The organism is Rhodopseudomonas palustris BisB18 (assembly GCF_000013745.1).
Lineage (GTDB): Bacteria > Pseudomonadota > Alphaproteobacteria > Rhizobiales > Xanthobacteraceae > Rhodopseudomonas_A > Rhodopseudomonas_A palustris_F.
In genome coordinates this window covers 3183517-3204356 of record NC_007925.1, presented here as the reverse complement: position 1 = coordinate 3204356, position 20840 = coordinate 3183517, and the positions used below count along the sequence as shown (strand labels likewise).

Below are 20840 nucleotides of genomic sequence, written 5' to 3'. Positions count from 1 at the left end.
CTAGCACGAGCCTGGAATCCTTGCTCACGCCAAAGCACGATGAGATTGGGATGAATCATCATCGTGCTTTGGCTCATTGTTTGAGCATGATCTGCGCGCAAACGCTTTGCGCTTGTCGTGAGAAAAACCGCTTCACACTTTTACGGTTCATGCTCAAGCTCGGGTCTCAATCCGGGGTTGTAATCCGTTTCACATCGACCGGTTTCATCGCGTCTTGAGCGGGGGATCGACATAGATGATCGGCAATTGCAGATTGTCGAGGCGCACCAGCGGCATCGGGTGAACCGTCATCGACGACATGATCGTCAGTACGAAATCCAGTTGGCCATTTTCGGCATGCGGCTCGTTCGCGTCGAACCAGAGCTCGATGGCACCGGAAAGAGTTGCGATCATCCCGGCAAGATCGGGCTGTTGTGGCTGCGGGGGCCCGGCGGCGACCGCGACCGTTGTCGGCGGCTGCATCACGACCGGCAGCGAAACAAGCGACAGCGCCGGATTGATGGCATAGCTGTAGCTGCATTCCATCTGCACGGTGATGGTGTCGGCGACGTAGTTTTTCAGCAGCGCCGCAAAGACCGCCGTCAGCTGGTCCTGCAGCGAGCGCGTGACGGGATTGCCGTCCAGCGACCCCAGTTCCGCGACCTGCACCGGCTGGCTCGAGCCAACCACAGGATGATAGGGCGCCGCAAATTTCACCTCCGGCGTCGTATAGACGAAAGCATCGGCGATCGCCCTGCCGCCGAGGAACTCGTTCCGTTTTAGAAGGACGCACGACCAGGCATCCTGCCGCTGCAGCACCTGCATCTCGGCCAGCAGGACAGTGCGGTCGCCGATGGCTTGGCCGAGGGCGTTGCTGAGCGGCTTTTCGTCGCTATCAACGAAATAGAAGCTGAAGGCGGCGGCAGTCGTCGCAAACGTTTTCGTCTTGTAGCCCGCGATCGTCACGGTCGGCGGGGAGATCCCTTCCGGCGGCGCGCCGTCAATCGTCACCACGAGAACGTCGTAGTCGTAGCCCTCGACCCGGCCGGGCGCCTCGGAAACGATGAAGTCATATTTGGCCGCGCTCGAGCCCTGATGGCTGCGCGAGGCCCCGCGGGCGACCAGGTTCATGCTGTCGCCGAACGTGGCGACATGATCGACCAACTGGTTGAAGGATTTGATCGCGACCGTCGCCTTGGCGATCGTGGCGGGGTCGACCGTCGTTGCGTCGACTTTCGCCAGAATGCCGTTGAGATCGATCGCCACGCTCGGATAGACCGTGACGAATTCGGCAAGCGCGCCAAAGGCGTCGACCGCCATCGCTCGCAAGCCACCCTCCGCAACGTTGAAGATCACTTCGGCGTAGATGCGATCCTGCGGATAATGGAAATCGAGCGAATAGGTGAACTGGTAGGTCCATTCGAGCAGGTTTGCCAGTTCGGTGGCGTCAGGATGGCTCTGCGCGCCGCTCTGATCCGTCATCGCCGGGGTGGTTGGGAAGGACCGTAGGACGAGCGGGACGTCGAAATTGCCGAGCTGGCTCGACAGTGCCGTTCCGGCCGATGCTTCAACGAAGGCGAGCCAGCTCGACGCCTTGTAGTCTTGGATACCTGGCACATCGGAGATCTGATGTTCGATCGAGATACCATCATATTTGGCGCCCGTCACGCTCAGCACCTGTTGCACGCTGCCGTCGGCGTTCTTGACCACGCCGGGCGCAGTCACAAGCGAGACGAGTACCGCGGGCTCGGCGGCGGAAGTAGTTTGCAACGCGAGCTTCGCTGCCGTGAAGGAAACCGTACTCGCCATCGTGCCGCTGACGGAGCCATAGAGATTGGGCGGGTACGACATGTCGTCGTCCCGGGCGTCCGCCTTGACATCCGCGAGGAACTCGATCGCGGCATGGACGCTGTAGGCATTGCCGAGCGCGACCAGCATTTCCTGATAGAATGCCTCGCGGGCGGCAATGAGCCCGGCCTCGTCGGCCGTCTGATCCTTGTAGACCGCTACCATGAGGGTCGACGCCGAGCTGGCCAGAGCCTCCTTCGAGGCCAGCAATTGTCCCAGATACCCTCCCTCCACCGGATCCTTGGTTCGGCCATCGACGAGCAGGATCGCCGAGGTGAAGACCGGCGTCAGTACTGTGTCGACCGCAGCGAACAACTGGCTCATCCAGACGTCGTAATCGATGTTGGAGAAATCCAGCATGTGCGACGGCTCGGAAAAATCGATGCCGACACCGCTCACATAGTCGTAGATCGGTACATTGTTGCGCGAGATCAGCACGTTCGATATCGGGCGTGGCGCTAGCACGATCGGCTTGCCGGGGTTGCGCAAGCTGTAGTGGATCGGCTCGCCGATCGTGGTACCGAGACGGACAGCCGAGATCGCCGGTGCGGCCCTGCCGGCGGACGGTTGCGTCCGGTCGATGCCGGTTGCCGCATTGATCGAATAGGCCGACGTCGACAGGGCCTGGCGCAGGCCTGCCGCAAAGCCGGTCAGCGAGGCGCTGCCGTCTTGGTCGCCCGTCGGCGATATGCCGGTCGCCACGCGGCGGACGCCATCGAGCGCGCCGCAATCTCCCTCGAACACGCCACCCGTGCGCGCCATCACGAAGTCCAGCGTAAGAAGGAAGATCTGATCCTTGACGATATCGGCAGGATTGAAGGGGACGCGGATTGCCGGTGTCGGGCTTGGCGGCGGGACGGCGACAGCCTTGTTGCCGTCCGCGCGATCCTGAATGAAAGCAAAGATAGCCTGCAGCCATTGCAGGAGGCCGGCAACTTGCGTCGACGGGATCGCCTGCTCATCTGCAAGCAGCGAGGTCGCGAGAGTCAGCGCAACGCCCTTGGGATCTGTGAGCTGGTAGAGGAGTGTCACATAGGTCGGCAGCGCCTGAATGGCATTCTGCCGCCAGGATTTCGTCCCGTCGGGATTCTCCTCGGGCGACTGATAGGCCGTGGGGCTGAACGACAGATCGACCGCGAGCGTCGGCTGGCCGCCGCCGGCAGCCGGCAAGACGCTCCAGCCGGACGACACCGAAGGCCACCGCGCCAGACCGACCAGTGCATCGGTGTAGCCGATGAGGATTGGCGAACGGTTGAGCGGGCTGTTGCTCGCCGGCGCCGGGTTCGACAGCGTGGTGATGATCAGATTGCCGTAGAGATCCTGCCACGAGAAATTCAGCTGCAGAAGCGAACCATTGCCGCGATAGGGGCTGTCGTTGGCTTGGAGACGAACGCCGGTCGCACCGCCCCCGGTCTTGCTCAAGCCGGTATAGGGGATCGACAGCGTGTAGTCCCAGCTGCCGCCGTCGGCGAGCGCGCGCGGGCGGAGCATCTTGCTCGATACGTTGCCGGTTGGCGCCTGCGGGCCGGCGGGCAGTCCCATATTGCTGGCTTTGAAGTCCTGATTGGCGGCCACCAGATAGCCGAGAAGGCTGAAAGCGTTAGTCAGGAAATCGACGGCATAGCCGGGCGCAGCCGGATCGCTCGGCACCGACATCGGCATCGGTCGGTGCGCGGCAGTCGACTGCACGCCGGCGGTGACGGTCGAGGACAACACTGTCGGGCCGCTGACCACGGTCAGAGCCTGGTTTGCGGCAAGCAGACCGGTCAGTTCGGCGTTGTCGACCGCAAGCGCAACCACTGTCGTGCCGTAATAGGCCGCGATGGCGGCAAGCGTCGTGCCTCCGGGGCTGGATCCGATGGCAAGCGTGATGTCCGGCAGCCGCAAACCGGTATAGAGCGGCAGCGGATTTTGCCACGACGTGATTGCCGGATTGGCGTCCTTCAACTGATTGAGAGTGATGCCGAAGCGACGCGCGATCGCGTCTGGATCGCGCTCAGCAGCGGTCGCCAGCGGCGAGACGAAATAAACGCCGTTCTCGACCGTCGGTGTGGCCTTGCTCGCCAGTTGCAATGGCGCCGCAGCGGCCGCGACGTCGGCAATCTGGGCGAAATAGCGTGTCGCGATGCCGCCGAGGCTGTCCTCTGTGCCTGTCGTGATAGTATGTACGACGCCCGCGCTCGTCGCCACGATAGAGGCGTCGCTGAGATCCACGGCGTCGCCAATGATCACCGCGTTGATGTAATTGGTGATCGCGTTCTGCAGCTCGGGTTGGGACGGCTTGGCGTAAGTGACGATCATCGTCAGCGGCGCTTCGCCCTTGTCGTTGAATATCCGGTCCGGCAGCCCGCTCCCGGTCGCGCCATCGAAATAATACAGGAAGAAACCGCCCGAGCGCGTGATGCTCGCTTCCCAGAGCAGGCGGATGAATTCGGTCGGCTTGTTGAGAACTGTCGGGCCTGCCGCGATCGGCGCCTCTGCATCGGCAACCTGGCGCGCACCGGGCGGGCGGGTCACGGTGGACAGATTGACCTGCGAAATGCCGAGCGTCAGCCGGTCCGCGGCAGCGCTTTCAATTCCCGACGTACCGCCGGTGCTGGAGCTGGCAAAGCCGAGTGTGATCTGGAAGATCGCCGAATCGTTGCCGCCGATTGCCGCAAGCAGGCGTTCGAGTACGACGACGTCCTGGCCGCCAGCACCGACGATTTCATAGGTCGTCGAACTGGCCGGGCTCGAAGCACCCTGATCGGGTACTTTCTTGACCGAGAAGCCGACGGCCGAAGCCAGACCGTAGTCGACGACAGGCGTCGATACCGTCGTCGCGCTGGCCTGATCGTAGCGTTCGACGGAGAAGGTGAAGCGCGGATTGATGGCGCGCGTTGTCGGGTCGGGCAGCGCGACCATGGCATTGGGCAGCATCCAGAGATTGACGGTCTTCGGAGCCGCCGGCGCCGGCGCATAGGGCAGCGCGATGCCGGCAGTGCTCTGCCAGATGATCGGCGAGGCGAGCGGATAGGTCGCCGCCGCACTTGCCACCATCTGCCCGGCGCCCAGTCCGGATGCCGGAATATCGAGCGCATTGCCACGGGCATAGTTGGTCAATGCAGTGATTGCAGCATTCTCGACCGAATCAGGCGTCACCGTCAGCGTGAAACTGTTGCCGCCGGGGGACGTCATCCAGCCGAGGGCCGTGAAGCCGTTGAGCGTGATGGTGTAGTTGTTTGGCGCCACGATCGTCGGCAGGGCGATCTGCTGGCCGGTCAGGGCAAAGAGGCCTGCCGTGTCCGGAAGCTTCAGTTGGCCGCCCTGGTCGGTCACCCACATGCCTATCGCATTCGGCGTGATGCCTGACGTCGGCAGGCGCATGCCGTGGAAATAGTAGCGCGACACCATGCCCGAGAGCTGTTGCAGCGCCAGCGCGCGCTGCGCTTCCTGAATGAGCGCGCCGACCTCGAACTGCGGCAGATGCGCGATATCGAGATATGGATCGGCAACCGGATCGAACAGGCCGGCAATCGCGCCGTTATCCGTCGCGGCGAGATCGAGCATGCTGACACCGAGTTTGCCGGCGAGGCCGGTCAGTGTATCGCCGGTCGCGGTCGTGACCGGGTAAGCGGGGACATGCATCGCGCCGAGCGGGGCCAGCAGGTCCGTGTTCGTCCGGATGTCGCTGTTGGCGAGAAGATCTGCGACCGTGGTGCCGAAAGTCTCCGCCAACGTCGAGAGCGTATCGGCACCGAGTGTGGTGTAGCTGCTAGCGTTGTAAGTGTACGTCTTGCCACCTGCGATAACACCAGCGGTTTCCGCATTGAGCGTCGCCAGCTGGGTGGCGTCGAAAGCAGAGCCAAAGCGGGCATCGCCCGCGATGCCGACGAAGCTGTCGCCGGGCTGGATCGCATACGTCGTGCCATTGACGGCCAGTGTCTTGCCGCCCGCCAGCGCATGATCGCCGTTGTCGGCGAACAGGTCGGCGAGCGTGTAGGCGTCATCGCCGCTCAATTTTCCGGTCGTATTGACCCAGGTGACCACGTCGTTGCAGGTCTGGCTGGACTGGATCGGATACTTGTAGTCGCGCAGGCCGTCCTGCAGCGCCTGCACCACCTGGCGCATGACGAGGAGGAAGTAATCGGTGAAGATGAAGTCGGCCATCGACGTGTCGCCGTTGGCGAGCGCCAGCCGCGCATTCTTCGGCGCTTTCTGTTCGCCTTCGACCTTGACCGCGAGCTCGTTGAAATAGTCGCGTAACATCAGGAGGTAGGCGTCAGTGATGCTGTTGTAGTCGGTGAAACTGTATTTCAAGGCCGCGGCGCTGCCATATGCCGGAACGTTCAGTTCGAGCGCGACCGGCATCGGGAAGTAGGCGACGTCGGCCTCGCCGGCGGTCGTCGGCGGTGCGTGCAGCGCGAAGCTGACCTGATCCGACAGGAATGCATCGATGGCTGCGCGCGGGATCGGCGTCGGGTTCGTCGTCGTGTCCGACAGATATTGCAGGAGCGCGTCGAGCTGGGCTGGCGTCACGATGGCCTTGTCGACCTGGCCGGGAGACATTGGCTCCGTTCCGATCGCAGCGATCGCCCATTGGGCGACGCGTTTCGCCAACAACTCGAACGGCGTATCGGCGACTTCGCCGGCCGCCTTGCGGGCGCTCGAATGCGGATCGGCGCTTGCCGATTTCACGCTGTCGATGAAGATCGACAGGATATAGCACGGCAGCTGCTGGCTGAGCTGCGTCGCCTGATCGCCGGCGATGGTCGGTGCGGCCGCGCAATAGCCCGCCAGCGCAGCCTTGGCGGCGGGCTTGCTCAGGTTCGACCAGACCGGCTGCAAGGCGGTTCGCAGGCCGCGGCGCGAGTTGCGTCTGCCGAGCCGCGCATTGAGCGGACGCGCCATGCGCGGCAGGGCCTTCGCCTGCGGCGACGCCAGATGCCATGGCGAATCATGCGCCGTGGTGAGGACGAAGGTTTCCTTGACGCGGGCGGAGAAGCTGAAGCTGAGGTGGATCTTGAACAGGCCGAGGTTGATGGTGACTTCCGCCGTGACGTCGACCGAGGCGGCGACGGTGATAGGAATATCCTGATAGCTTGCAAAGACGATCTGCGCGTAGATCTTGATCTCGATGCGCACGCTGGCCTTGATGATGGCGAAGTCGACGGTGCCGTAGAGAAGGCCGATGATACCCATCGTGCCGGAGAGCGAAAAGAAATACTGGCCCTGCAGCTGATCGTTGCCGCTCGTGCCGACATTGGTCGCCGTATAGGGGTTCCATTTGGCGAGAACGCCTTCGATGATGCCGAACACGGTGAGGCTGAAGCCAGCGCTGAGAATGCCGATCTCGACGGATTTGCCGAGACCGAGCTGCGCGCCGAAGCCGAATACGATGACCGGATTGAAGGTGCCGTTGGTCACCGCGGGAACCGCCGTTGACGTTGCACTCGACAATTTTCCGAAATAGATGCCGCCGCCACCGATGAGCGGAATGCCGGGCGGCACGATCGCCTCGATCGTGAAGGAGCGTGCGAAGTTCTCGTTCCAGGGGAAGCCGATATCGATCAGGAAGTCGCCGTTGGTGTAGACCTGGATGGCAAAGATTGGCAGTGTGATGGTGAAAACGCCGGTCTGAAACTTGCGCATGATCGCCGGTAGGGCGATCTCGGCCTGATAGACGCCGAGATTGTCCGATATCTTGCGGTACATGATCTGGAAATCGAGGCCCTTGAAGATCTTCGCCGCCGAGCCTTCCAGCGCGAGACGCAGCCCGTAGAGGTTCGGATCGTTGAAGACGATTTGCAGCGTGACGACATAGCCGCCCTTTTCGTCGTCCTCGATCTTCAGGACGCCGAAGTCCATGCCGATCAGCCAGTTGCTCGATGCATCGAACTGGATCGGCGGAATTTCTCCGGCCTTCGGTGGTGGCAGGGTCGCCATGCAGGCGATCGCCTGTTGCACGGTCTTCGACGTAGGGAAGCAGGACGCCGTGACATGCTGGCCGAGTGCGAGCAGGCGGATGTCGATATATTTGTTGCCGCCGCCGGGAGGGGCCGGTGTCGTCTCCGGCTTTGCCGCGTCCCAGTTGAGCGGCTGCGACGGGTTGTCCTGCCAACGGAACTCGCCGACAATGTTGACCCGGACGCCGTTGTCCTTCGGATTGGCCTTGTCGTTGTTGTACTGCACCGAAATCGCGGTGAGCCGGGCAAAGCCCATCTCGATCGGGCCGATGTTGATCTGAAAGGAGACCGTGCCGGCGGTGATGTCGAAGACCAGCGAAAAATTGCTGAGACTGATGCTGTTGAGGACGTTCCAGGGCGCGGCAAGGCCGAATCGCGAACCGGTTGCCCACGAAATGAAGGTCTCGATCATGCCGCCGAGCGTCGTGCCCTCGGTAAATCCGATCGAGGCGATCCAGTGCGGTTTCTGGTCGACGAGTTTTTCTTCGAGCTTGCCGGTGAAGATGCCCCAGGTGATGAGATAGCACTGGTAGTTCGGCTCGAACGAATAGGCGAGCCTGAGCTTGATGTTCGACCAGGTGATGAGGGCGGCGATCTCGCCGTAATATCCTGGCTTTGCCGCCCCGCCTTCGACGGCACGCACGAGGGCATGCCGGCCGTTTGCATCGACAATCGGGAAAAGCTCCGGGCTGATGGGTACGCGCGCAACGCCCATGCCGACGACCGGTGCGCCGGCGGCCAGATAGCCGAACTTGCCGATGATGGTGCTCTCGAAATTGATGTCTTTGAGGAACGGTACGTCCCAGACCTTGACGGTGCCGCCGACTTCGTAGGAATTGCCGACGCCCTTGGTGCCGCTCGACGCAATTTTGGCGTTGAACGCGGTAATGTCGATTTTCGGTGCGGGCGTCGGGATCCATCCCGCAGGGAGATAGGTTCGCAAGATGTCGACGACGCTGATGGTGCCTTGCGACAGCGTGCCGGAGAACTGCCATTTGCCGGATCCGAGATAGGCAGCCGTCACGGCAAGCCGGAACTCGGTCGGTTGCCCGATGAACATCGTCGTCTCGGCGGTAATCGAGCCGGTCGGATTGCTTCCGGTCCCGTTGACGTCCATCGACAGGCCGGTGAGGGTGAAAATCCTGACGCCTGCGATTTCGATCGGCCAATCGGTATCGAGCGCGCCGGACACGGCGTAGACAGGCGTCTTGACCGGCTGCACCGACATGGTGAGAAGGGTGACGTTGGCGGAAAGATCGAGCGTATAGCTGGGCGGCAGGAAGAACGTTAGGAAGTCGCCGAGCGGGATCGGCCGGCTGCCATCCTCCATCTGCGCGGTCATCGAAATGTCTGGGTAGGAAATACCGAGCGAAATGCGCCCTTTGCCGATCGTGATGGTGCCGGCCGCGAGCCATGACACTTGCCGCGAGCCAGTTGGCGAAGCGACAGCGACCGTCAGCATCGCCCCTTTCTGCAAGGCGACCTTGCCGAAGATCGGCCAGTCCGCCGCCGTGGCGATATTGACGTTGAGGCCAGTGACGGCTGTGCGGCTGTAGTCGTAGGCGAGCTGAATGCCCTTCAGCGTCAGGTTGGACGCGAGATTGAGCGGCGGCGGCAATGTCGGCAGGAAGTTGATGCCGCCGAGCAGCTGGAAGAGTTCGTTGAAGCCCGGCGGGTTGTTGCCGAAGTCACCCTTGAACAGCAGCTCGTTCTGGCCGGCCGGGTAGGCAAAGCTCACCGAGACCGGCGTTTTCCCGATCATGAACAAGCCCGTGACTTCGCCCTGAATGCGCTGGCCGGAGTCGGCGACCGTCACCGCAATTGACGTATCGTCGACGGTGAACCAGGGCGCACCCTCGAAGCTGAAATCCTTGCCATGCAGCGTGAGGGCTGCCGTCAGGCTCTCCAGCGTTTCGCCCGCCGTGAAGACGATATCGGATGCAAGGCTGCCCGAACCAAAGGAGAGCGTCGGGCCGGTGACCGTGATCTTGTCGTAGGGCGAGGAGAAGGAAATCGTAACCGCGGTCAGGCCCGAGCCGATCGAAAGGGAATCGCTGCCGATGATCTTGGTCAGAAGATCGAATATGATGCCGGTGTTCAGCGCGCCGGGAATCAGGTTGAGAACGCCGCTGCTGACGTTGGCCGTCAGCGTGTTGTAGAACTGCTGCAGCGGGCTTTCGGCATCGGCACGCGCCAGTGCGGCACGGCGCGCGGCCAGTTGTTGCTGCTGGGCCCAGACTGGCAGCTGCTGCAGCGACCAGATCAACGACATCAGCAGCTTGTCGTTCTGCTCGGCGTGATAAAACGTCGAGATTGACGTGAAATACTGCTGGTAGGGGCCGTTCGCGAGGGTGATCGACTGAATGATGTAGGTGCCAATCCGGGCGGCGGGCGTGTCCGCCTGATTGGCCGGCCACAGCGACAGCCATTGCTGCAATTCCGCAACGATTACGCCGATATTCGCCGACATGGCGGCGACGAATTGTTGACCACCGCCGAGGAACGTCGTCGGGTAGACGGAGACGCCGCCACGCGCCATGTGGATGTAGGGCATGCCGAGATTGAGCGCGAGGTTCGCGGTTCCCTTGCCCTCGAACACGAAGGGCAGCGAGGCGATCCCATACATGAGATTGAAGACGTCCGGCGGCAGATCCGGCATCGCCACGACCAGAATCTCGTTGTTCTGCAACGCGTCGACCGCGGCTAGGAATGCCGCGGAATTACTGGTGCTCTGGACCCGCACGCGCTGCGGCAGGCCGTTGGCGGTGGCATAGGTCATCGCCAGCTGGAAGCTGTTCGATCCGTCTGGCGCCGGACAATTGAGCTGCCCGTTGACCGCGAGCGTGAAGTCCGCCCACGAGCTGGCCTGCATCCGGCTGACGACGCCGATGACTGTCGGACGCTGCAAGGTTTCGTCGCCTTGCTGCTGCGCATAGGCGACCGCCGCCGTGAGGCTGTAGAGAATTCCCCACGAGCGTCCGGTCAAGGTCGAGATGCTGCCGCCTGCCGTGTCGCCAATTCCATACACCGGCAGGAAGTTGATCTGCTTGTCCGTATCCGGCTGCATGAAACCGTCGATCAGTTCGGCAATATGCAGCTGCTCCTGATTGGGAAAGCTGTCGAACAGCGTGTCCCATTCCTGGTCCGACACCGTCGGTTCCGGCATGTAAAAGGCGCGGTCGACAAACCCCGGACCCAACGCCGGGACGGCATTCAAGACGATGCGCTCCTGCTGACCTTCCGCCGGGCGCTGCCAGAGCAGATTGTCCTGCAACGGCCATTGGAACGGCTGCAATTGCAGATAGGCATCGACGTTGAGTCTATCCGCCGCCGTCATGTTGACGTTGAGTTCGGAACCGCCGCAGATTGCCAACCTAGCGGCAGCGAGCCCGAGGGGGGTACCGGCCTGATATGCGGTGAAGACGAGATTGACGCCGTTGAGCTGATAGGGAGCGCCGGGGTTGTTCGGGTTGAAGCCCGGCAGAAGGACGGCCAGTTTTGGCAGGTTCGGATCGTCCGCGTCGACTTCGTAGACAACCCGGATCGGCCCCGCACAGCCGAACCCAATCATGCGCTTCAGGATATTGATCGAACTGGCTTGATGCCCGAGCCCCGACGACGCCCCGATGAAGATCCGCAATTCACCAAGCGTGCCATCGGTGAGCAGCGTGCGAAGCCGGGCCAGGTCGGCGCCCGTCATCACCCCATTCTGCTGGATGACGTTTTGCTGAAAGGCGTTGATCAGGTCGGTCAGCGGCATCTTGGTCACCCTGCAGTCGACGGAGTTCGGACTTGGCGCGTGCCGCGCACGGCCAGGCCTCAAAGGCGATCGAGATCGGACGAGAGAGTTTTCGGCGGAGCAGGCATATTGTTGTAGATCGCGTACCAGCCGAGACCGCTCGGGCTGCCTTGCGCCGCCGGGTTGCCGAACAGGTAGAACGACGTCGCGCCATTGGGCGGAATCTTCAGGAGACCGAGGAATTTCAGCGCGATCTCCGTCATCATCAGCAGGAAGGCGTTCGAGCGCGTATCGAATGTCAGCCGTAGCGTGCCGACCGACAGGCTCAGGACCGTCTGCAGGCTGATGAGTTTTGCGCCCGCGCCCGCGCCGGGAAGCGACAGATTCGCCGAGGCCGGAATGGCGTCCGTTCCGCTCGCGGGGGTCCATGCGGTGAGCAGCGTCGAGACCAGCCCGACATTGCCGGCAAGCTGGCCGGGCGAGCCCATATCGAGCCGATAGCGCAAGCCGTACCAGATGCTGTCGGCAACCCCGGTCAGACGGAGGTCGGTGACCAGATCGAGATAGCCGAGCTGGCGCGGGCCATTCTCGGCATCGCCGCCGATCAACCCCTCGAATGTCAACGCAAACTGGCTGTACAGACTGTCCTTGCGCGGCGTGCTGGTTTGCATGTCGAAGCGCATATTGGTGGCGTCGAACGTCATCGCGCGGTTGGCGGGGGTGGCGACCGGATAGCTCATCAACAGCCCGAGATTGCCGAACGACAGGCCCTTACGGCGGTAATCCTGCCCGTCATTGTTGCCGAAGGAGAAGAGATCGAACGGCGTGCTGACGCCTTCGACCGCAGGCGTCCTCAACTCGAAGAAGTCCATGAAACCGCCGAACGCAAACCAGATCGCCGCATCGCTCGTCGACGAACCGGCGCTGAGCGTGTTCATCTGCGCACCGGTGATTTCGACTTTGTTCAGCACCGAACTGTTGAAATAGAAGGTCCAGTCCTTGTCGGTGCTCATGTTGTAGACGGGCTTGCCCTCATTGTTCTGATAGGTGCCCGCCATGATGATCGAATTGTAGCCGTTGCCGCCCGGTCCCATATGGTCGATGGACGCGCCGAACAGGTTGTTCAACGTGATTTGGGTGAAGCTCGAGAAATTGGTGACTGCGGTGTTTTCAAACAGCACCTTCAGCGTCAGCACGCGGTAATCATAGTCTTGGCCGGCGGTCGGCGCGACCGGTTGATCAGGCTTTGCCTCGTCGTAACCGGGATCGACGTAGTAGATGAGCCCGAACACCGAGCTTTGCTGATCGATGCCGATGCTGCCGCCGTCCTTCTTCACCTGGCTGATCGAGATCGCGAAATGATGGGCGTAGAACTGCGTCGGATAGGCGATGCCCGCCATGATGCCTGCGAGATCGGTGGGTACATCGGCGATGCGGGCCCGCAAGGTCAGAATGCCGGTCCAGTCGGGCGACTTGGCAATTGCGTTGAATTTGCTGAAATAAGCGTTGCCCTTCTGCCGTGCCGCGGTGGCGAAATAGCTCTGCAGCCAGCTCGACAGCGGATTGATCTGGCCCCGATCGGGCGGGTTGCCGTCGACGGACGGCGAAGCAAATGTGTCGCGCTGGGTCCACAGCGTCGGATTGGCCACCAGATTGGCATCGGCCGGACCATCCGGATCGTAGAGCGGGCCGCTGATGTTCTTGACGATCATGACGTTGCTGTAATCGTCGTAGCCGGGCGAGGTGCCGATATTCGCCTCGAGCAGCCAGTTCTCGATGTTGAGCCGGTTGGCGAACGAGCCCTTGGTCGCGTCGACGAGCACGTCCTTGTTGGCGACGACGAGGAAAAGCTGGTTGGTGTTGAACGCCTGCTGCAACGCCGGCGTCGGTTCGTTGAACGCCATTTCGGTTGCGGCCGGCGTGACGGTCTGGCCGAGCAGAATTTTCGACCAGCGGGTCTCGCGGGCTTCCGTCGTGACGGTCGCAATCAGTCCGGACGGCGTTGTCGCATTGAAGCTTGCATCGGCGGCGGCGGCCAACCCCCTTGCGGAGACTGCGCGCACCGACGCGACACCCGCGCCTGCCGCCTTGCCGATGATTGCACGGCGCGTCGGCGCGATCACCAGCGTCTCGAACTTCTTCAGCGCGTCGGCTCCCGCCGGTCCTTGCGTCACCACGTTGGCATAGGGGAAGATCGGAAATGGCAGCGTGCCGTCGTCCGGCAGAAGGCTGCCGGGATCCTTTGGGCCCAACAGCGCCTTGTAGCTCGGTGCGATGATCGGATCGTCGCCGAACAGCGCCGAGCCCTCCGGTTGTGCGGCATAGGCGATGTGGCTTCCCAGTAAAGGCAACGGCAGCAGCGTCGCCCAGGACGTCATCAGTGTCTTGTCGAGCAGCGGCGCGTCCGGATCGACCGGTTTGGCGACCGGCGAATAGGGTTTCGGCGGATAGGTGGGTGCAAAAGCGGGCTGGCGCGAGGTGAAGCGAAACCGGCTGGCATTTTCCGGCTCGGTGCCCGGCTTCAGGCTGAACAGCTCGATTCCCGACAGGCCAGGCAGCAGTTGGGCGGTTTCGTGATCGGCGCCGAGCGGCGCATCGATGCTGAAGTCGCCCTGTGGCGACACCTGAAAACTGTCCTGATCGTTCGCGTCTTTCTGGCCGACCGTGAACACCAGTCCGCCGGGTTCGAATCCGGACGGGACGTTCGCGCTACCGATCGGATACAGCGTCACGACATCGCCGGTGATGGTGCGAAAGCAGGAAGCGAGCGCCGTCCTCGCCTCGTCCCGGTTGCTGCCGGTGAACAGCAGGATCGACTTGACGGCTCCCGACACATTGGTCGGATCGGACGGATCGATCGTGACATCGAAGCCGAGATCATCGTTGCCGGTGCTGCCGGCAATGCCGGCAAACGGCATCAACTGCGAGACCATGCCGCCGGGCGCTTCCGGTTTGCTCGCGGCGGTCTGAAATCCCCAACGCCAGGCGTCGTTCAGCGATTGCCGCCTGATGAAGGTGGAGAAGCAGATGGCGGCGCGCTTCGGCCCGCGGAACGGCAAGGTGCCGCTCAGGGCAGGCTCGGCGGCGGGCTTTGCGGCACCGTTGAACCGGATGTTGGCAGACTGGGTGCCTGCAAATTCGAGGGTCGTTTCGACAAGCGCGATGGCCACGCCGTTGGCAACTTCAAGCACCAGTGACGGTGCGACGATCGGGGCAACCAGCGCCGCGATAACGCTGTTGCCTTGTGCCGACAGCCCCAAGAATGGCGGATTGAATCGCGATACCGACACCGCTGCAGCGACGGCTTCGGGGTCGGCGATCCAGAAGAGGCCGCGAGGGAAATTGGCCCTCAGCCACTCCCAGATGGCCTGGCAGAACGTTTGCTGCGCGGTCTGGTTGCCGCCAAAGTCCAGCGGGATGGGAGAAAACAGGAATGATCCGCTAAGACTCTGGTCGGCAAGTGCGGCGGCCAGTTCGATCGAATCTCCCGGCGGCGGCACGCCGTCCGCCAGGAGAAAGGCGACATAACCGGAGTCGTCATCAGTTTTCGGCCCGAGATACAGCGACGCGAACGCGGCTTGCGCGAAAAACGCCATGACAGGCTCCGATCAGGTGAGGCAGACCGCACCCGACCGTGAGCTGAGAGACCCCGAAGGTCGCAGGCGAATCTGTGCGATAACCGGAAGAGAGATGCCGATCAAACCTTGAAGGTGACGAAGGCGCAGAGCCGGGTCAGCGGCAAATTACCTGTTGCGGCCCAGCCCGTCGGATAGAGACCGATCGAGTAGGTATAGCCGCGCAGGAGGCTGATTCCGTTGAAGGTAGCGACGCCGGCATTGCCTGCATCCAGGATCTGCGTGCGAGCTTTCGGCTGGGTATCCTTCCAGGGGATTGTCGGTCCTTCCCACAGGCCGGCCCAGGCGCCCGCCTTCACCCCGTTGAAGCCGTTGAGGAAGGTGTAATCGCACGTCAGCGAGTTGGAGCCGATACGCTTGGTGGCGATCGTCGGCGATGCATAGGCATAGTCCGAACCCGTCGCCGGCACGAAGGCCGAGGCGACCACATTGGCATAGGCAGAGAAAGGCGGGCTCGTCACCACGGGACCGACCGCATAGCCGATGATGTAGCTCTGGATGCCGATTTCCAGGCCATCGAACGAGAGGTCGCCCTGCGAATTGCTCAGTGAGATCGCCTGCGAGGACTTTGCGTCTTGCGTCCACGGAATCGTGCTGTCGCCTGCTTGCCAGAGATAGACGCTGTTGCCGTTCGCCGAGGGATTGTTGCCTGTAATGGTCGAATATTCGAGGCTTATCTGCTTGCCGGAAACGTCGGTGACCAGGATCGATGTCGTCCCGATGGTTGCTGACTTGAGTACAAGTTCTCTGTCGATTGTTTCTGCGGTCGAATGTGACATTGCGCTTATCCCTTGAGGTCGCCGTCGGCCGTACAGGCCGAACGATCCATTGCTCATGCGGGTTGTGTAGGGCTGGTGCCGCGCCTTGGCGAAAACACGTAACAGTAATTGTAGCACTTGATGAAATAGCAACGCTGGATTGTATGCTACTTTTCGCCGGCCGACAAGCGTGTCACCGCAGATATAAACGCTAAAGTTGTAGTGGTAGTATTGTCAAGCCAAACGGTGCCCGGCTTCGCCAAGAGGCTACGCCGGACAAGCTCCGCTCCTTCGCCACGAAAGATCCGCTCCTTCGCCACGAAAGAGAAGGGCGGGCCGCCGCCACCTGGCAACGCTGCCGCGTGCACTTCATGCGCAACGTGCTCGCCCATGCCGGCAAGAGCGGGCGGCGCGTCGTCTCCGCCTTCATCGGCACGGCGTTTGCGCAGGATGACGCTGAATCCGCGCGAACCCAATGGCGCCGCGTCGCCGACCAACTGCGGCCGAAGCTACCGAAGCTACCGAAGCTCGCGGCCTTCCTCGACGACGCCGAGGTCGACGTGCTGGCCTATATAAGCTTCCCTTCAGCGCATCGCACCAAGCTGCATTCGACCAATCCGATCGAACGCCTCAACGGCGAGATCAAGCGGCGCACCGAGGTGGGGGGATCTTCCCCAACGAGGACGCCATCGTCCGCCTGGTCGGCGTCATCCTGCTCGAACAGAACGACGAATGGGCGGTGCAGCGCGCCCGCTACATGACGCAGGAAACCATCGCCCCGATCGGCGATGATCCCGCCGTCAGCCTCCCGGCTTTCGCCAGCTGACCGGCCCGGACCAACCCGGCAGTCGCGGTGACCCGCCGCCAGCTACACCACCTCAGGGGACACGATCACAACAATAGTGAATCCGACGGGCAAGGACGAGGCCAACAGCGGCTGCAACGGTCAGGCCCTCATTATATCGATAAACGCGCCGAATGAGCCTCGCAACGCGGCCCCAGAAAAGTTTTGCAGGTTAGGTGCCGGCCGGTTGTCTTTTTAACTGAGAGTTAGTGATTGCGGTTTCCGCAGCGCTGGCGTTTTGGGGTTCTTTCGGAGGCGGCGGGCGTTCGTGCAAGATCGTAGTCGGTACAAGGATCGCGGGCCATCGTCCGCGTGCTGGGCTTTGCTTTGCCTGAAGACGGCCGTTGTGACGCTGGCGGCCAGCGCTGCGGTGTCATCGCCGGCATTCGCGGCAAAACAGACGCGCGCGGATCGCTCGTCCGCGGCAAACACGGCTGCATCGAACGAGGCTGCGCGGCCTGCAGCGCTCTCGAATGCGCAGGCCGGAACCGAAACGCTGCCGCAAACACCCGCATCCACACAGCGCTTCGATATCGATGATTTTGCCATCCAGGGCGCCGACAAGCTTCCGCAAATCGAAATCGAAGAAGCGATCTATCCGTTCCTGGGACCAAACAGGGGCGTGGAGGATGTCGAGAAGGCCCGCGCCGCGCTGGAGAAAGCCTATCACGACCGCGGCTATCAGACTGTCAGCGTCTCGGTGCCGGAGCAGAACGCCCAGCGCAAGGTCGTCACACTGAAAGTCACCGAACTGAAGGTCGGGCGGCTGCGCGTGAAGAACTCGCGCTACTTCGACATCGACAAGATCAAGAATCGCGCGGGCTCTCTGAAAGAGGGCGCGCTGCCGAATTTCAATGACGTGACAAAAGACGTCGTGGCGTTGAACCAGTGGTCGGACCGGCGGGTAACGCCGGCGCTGCGTGCGGGCGTCACGCCCGGTACCGTTGACGTCGATCTCAATGTGGAAGACACCGCGCCAATTCACGCCAGCGCCGAATACAACAACCGGCAATCACCCAACACGACGGCGACGCGGTTCAACGCGACGGTCCATTACGACAATCTGTGGCAGCTCGGCCATTCGCTGAGCTTCAGCTATCAAGTCGCGCCGGAGCGGAACACGGACGCCGAGGTGTTTTCCGGCTCCTATCTGGCGCGCGTGCCGAACGTCGATTGGTTGAACGTTCTCGTCTACGCGGTGAAATCCAGCAGCAGTGTTGCGACCGTCGGCGGCATGAATGTCGTCGGCCCCGGACAGATCTTCGGCGGTCGCGCGGTGATGACGCTACCGGCGCGGGAGAACTTCTTCCATACGCTGTCGGCGGGTCTCGACTACAAACACTTCGACCAGACCGTGATGCTCGGCCGCGACGGTTTCTCCTCGCCGGTGACGTATTACCCAGTGGTCGCAAGCTATGGCGCGACGTTTCAGAACGCGAACTTCACGACCCAGCTCAACGCGTCGGTGACCTACAACCTGCGGCCGATCAGCAGCGCGTGGGATGAGTTCGACGCAAAGCGCTACAAGGCGTCACCGAGCTTCACGCACTACAATCTCGATGTGTCGCACACCCATGAACTGGGTGAGGGGTTTCAGCTTTACGGCAAAGCGCAGGGCCAGATCTCCGATGGGCCGCTGGTCTCCTCCGAGCAGCTCAGCATCGGCGGCCTCGATACCGTGCGCGGCTATCTCGAATCGGAGGTGCTGGGCGACAACGGCGTGGTCGGCAATCTGGAATTGCGCAGTCCAAATATCGGCGAATGGCTGCAGAAGCACGTCAAGGACGAGACCGGGCAGGGGCCGTCGCGCTTCACCACCTTCAACGATTGGCGGGTCTTTGGCTTCGCCGATGGCGGTCACGCGACCGTGCTGACCTCGCTTCCAGAACAGCGGGCGCAATTCGATGTCTGGAGCTACGGCGTCGGCACCCGCTTCAAGGTGTTCAATTACGTCAACGGCATGATCGCCTATTCGGTGCCGATGGTCAGCCAAGCCTTCACGCAGGCGAACGATCCGCGTGTGAATTTCCGCATTTGGGGTGAGTTCTGATGACAACGGGGTTGGGTGACATGCGCGTGCGCAAATCGGGGTTTCGGCGGGCGACCGCAAATGTCTTGACGGCTGCGTTGTTCGGGCTTGTCGGCGCCTTGACGCTGTTGCCCTCGCCAGCAAAAGCGTGGTGGAACGACGACTGGTCGTTGCGCAAGAAGATCACCATCGACGCCAGTGCCTCGGGCGCCGGCATCACGGATCCGATCGGCACCACGCCGGTGCTGATCCGGCTGCATGTCGGCAACTTCCGGTTTGCTGCGGCGAAAGACGACGGCAGCGATCTGCGTTTCGTCGCCGGAGACGACAAGACACCGCTCAAGCACCACCTCGAAAAGTACGACTCGTTGCTCGGCGAAGCCCTGGTCTGGGTGGCGGTGCCGAACGTGCAGGCCGGTGCCAAGACCGAGATCTGGCTTTACTCCGGCAACAAGAAGGCGGCCGCGACCAATGACGCGAAGGGGACCTACGACCCGGACACCCTTCTGGTCTATCACTTCAGCGAACGCGGCACCCCGTCGCTGGACTCCTCGGTGTGGAGCAACAATGCGCAGAGCATTGCCCAGCCGGCGGACGGCGCCATCGTCGGCACCGGGCTTCGCCTCGGTGGCAACTCGGCGCTGACGTTGCCGGCATCGTCGTCACTCGGCTTGGCAGCCAATGCGCCGTTTTCCTGGTCGGTCTGGATCAAGCCGGCCGCGCTGGTGCCGAACGCGGCGCTGTATAGCCGCCGCGACACCGCGGCATCCAACGGGCTCGTCATCGGGCTCGACAATGGCGTCCCCTTTGTGGAGGTCACCAATGCGGGCACCATCCAGCGCAGCGGCGCTGGCGCGGCGCTCGCGCCGGGTGGCTGGCATCATTTCGCGGCGATCGCCAACAACGGTCAGGTCGCGCTCTATCTGGATGGCGCGCTCTATGCGTCGGTTGCGGCGGCGCTGCCAGCACTCAATACAGTCGCCCTGATCGGGGGTGACACGCCCACCTCCAATACATCCCCGATCGCCCCCGGGGCGGCGCCGTCCGCATCCTCACAGTCTGATTCCGCTGCTGTGCCGGATGCGGACGGTGGCGCGACCGCAACACCAGAGGCTGCTCCTGCCGCTCCGGCTCCGGTGGCGGCGCTGGCCGGCTTTGTCGGCGACATCGACGAGTTGCAGATCGCCAAGGTGGCGCGGCCCGCGGGCTTCATCAAGTTTGCGGCGACCGGGCAGGGACCGGACGCAGCCAAGCTGGTGTCGTTCAGCGTCGATGAAGAAACCGCAAGCTGGCTGTCGGGTTATTTTGCGGTGATCCTCAAATCGGTGACGCTCGATGGCTGGGTCGTGATCGGCATCCTGGCGATCATGGCGGCGCTGAGCTGGGTGGTGATGGTTGACCGGGTCTCGTACCTGAACAAGCAGACCAGGGCCAACGCCCGCTTCGCGAAGAGCTTCCGCGAGGTGTCTTCGGACCTGACGATGCTTGACCGCGGCGATGCCGATGAGATCGCAACGCTAGGGGGCCGGCTGAGTGAAGACGATGCGACGATGATGCGCGCGTCGTCGCTCTATCGCATCTATCACATCGGCGCCTTGGAAATCCGCGGTCGCTTCGCCGGCAATGGAACGCGCGCACCGATCCTCTCGGCGACTTCGATCGCGGCGATCCGCGCGACGCTCGACAGCGGTTACGTCAAGGAGATGCAGAAGCTCAACCGCCTCATGGTGGTATTGACCATTGCGATCTCCGGCGGCCCGTTCCTAGGCCTGCTCGGCACCGTGGTCGGCGTCATGATCACATTCGCGGCGATTGCGGCGTCGGGCGACGTCAACGTCAACGCCATCGCTCCGGGCATCGCGGCGGCTCTGGTGGCGACCGTCGCCGGCCTTGGCGTCGCGATCCCGGCGCTGTTCGCCTACAACTACCTGATCTCGCGCATCAAGGATCTGACCACCGACATGCAGGTCTTCGTCGACGAGTTCGTCACGAGGATGGCGGAGCTGTATTCCGCCGACCGCGAGCGGTCCGATCAGATCGATCGACGCATGGCCGCGGAGTAA

Annotated in this window: 5 protein-coding genes and 1 pseudogene; 3 read left to right on the top strand and 3 right to left on the bottom strand. The window is 62.5% G+C overall.

What is annotated here, in order from left to right:
• Nucleotides 1-204: 204 nt before the first annotated feature.
• The 3 genes from RPC_RS14645 to RPC_RS14635 all read right to left on the bottom strand — a co-directional run bounded on the left by RPC_RS14645 (nucleotide 205) and on the right by RPC_RS14635 (nucleotide 15925).
• Nucleotides 205-11532, bottom strand: a complete 11328-nt coding sequence (locus tag RPC_RS14645; protein ID WP_157043214.1) for a hypothetical protein — start codon at nucleotides 11530-11532, stop codon at nucleotides 205-207.
• 59 nt (nucleotides 11533-11591) lie between these two features.
• Complete coding sequence (locus RPC_RS14640) at nucleotides 11592-15107, bottom strand: hypothetical protein (protein ID WP_011473365.1); 3516 nt, start codon at nucleotides 15105-15107, stop codon at nucleotides 11592-11594.
• 101 nt (nucleotides 15108-15208) lie between these two features.
• Nucleotides 15209-15925, bottom strand: a complete 717-nt coding sequence (locus RPC_RS14635; protein ID WP_011473364.1) for a hypothetical protein — start codon at nucleotides 15923-15925, stop codon at nucleotides 15209-15211.
• Between the two features lie 320 nt (nucleotides 15926-16245).
• On the opposite strand from RPC_RS14635, the pseudogene RPC_RS14630 reads away from it, so the two are divergent.
• The 3 genes and pseudogenes from RPC_RS14630 to RPC_RS14620 form a co-directional block, all read left to right on the top strand.
• Nucleotides 16246-16730, top strand: a pseudogene (locus RPC_RS14630) (transposase); the annotation flags it as partial.
• Between the two features lie 286 nt (nucleotides 16731-17016).
• Complete coding sequence (locus RPC_RS14625) at nucleotides 17017-18798, top strand: ShlB/FhaC/HecB family hemolysin secretion/activation protein (RefSeq protein WP_011473363.1); 1782 nt, start codon at nucleotides 17017-17019, stop codon at nucleotides 18796-18798.
• A complete protein-coding gene (locus tag RPC_RS14620; protein WP_011473362.1) occupies nucleotides 18798-20840 on the top strand; it encodes a DUF2341 domain-containing protein in 2043 nt (680 codons plus the stop codon). The genes RPC_RS14625 and RPC_RS14620 overlap by 1 nt, the downstream gene beginning before the upstream one ends.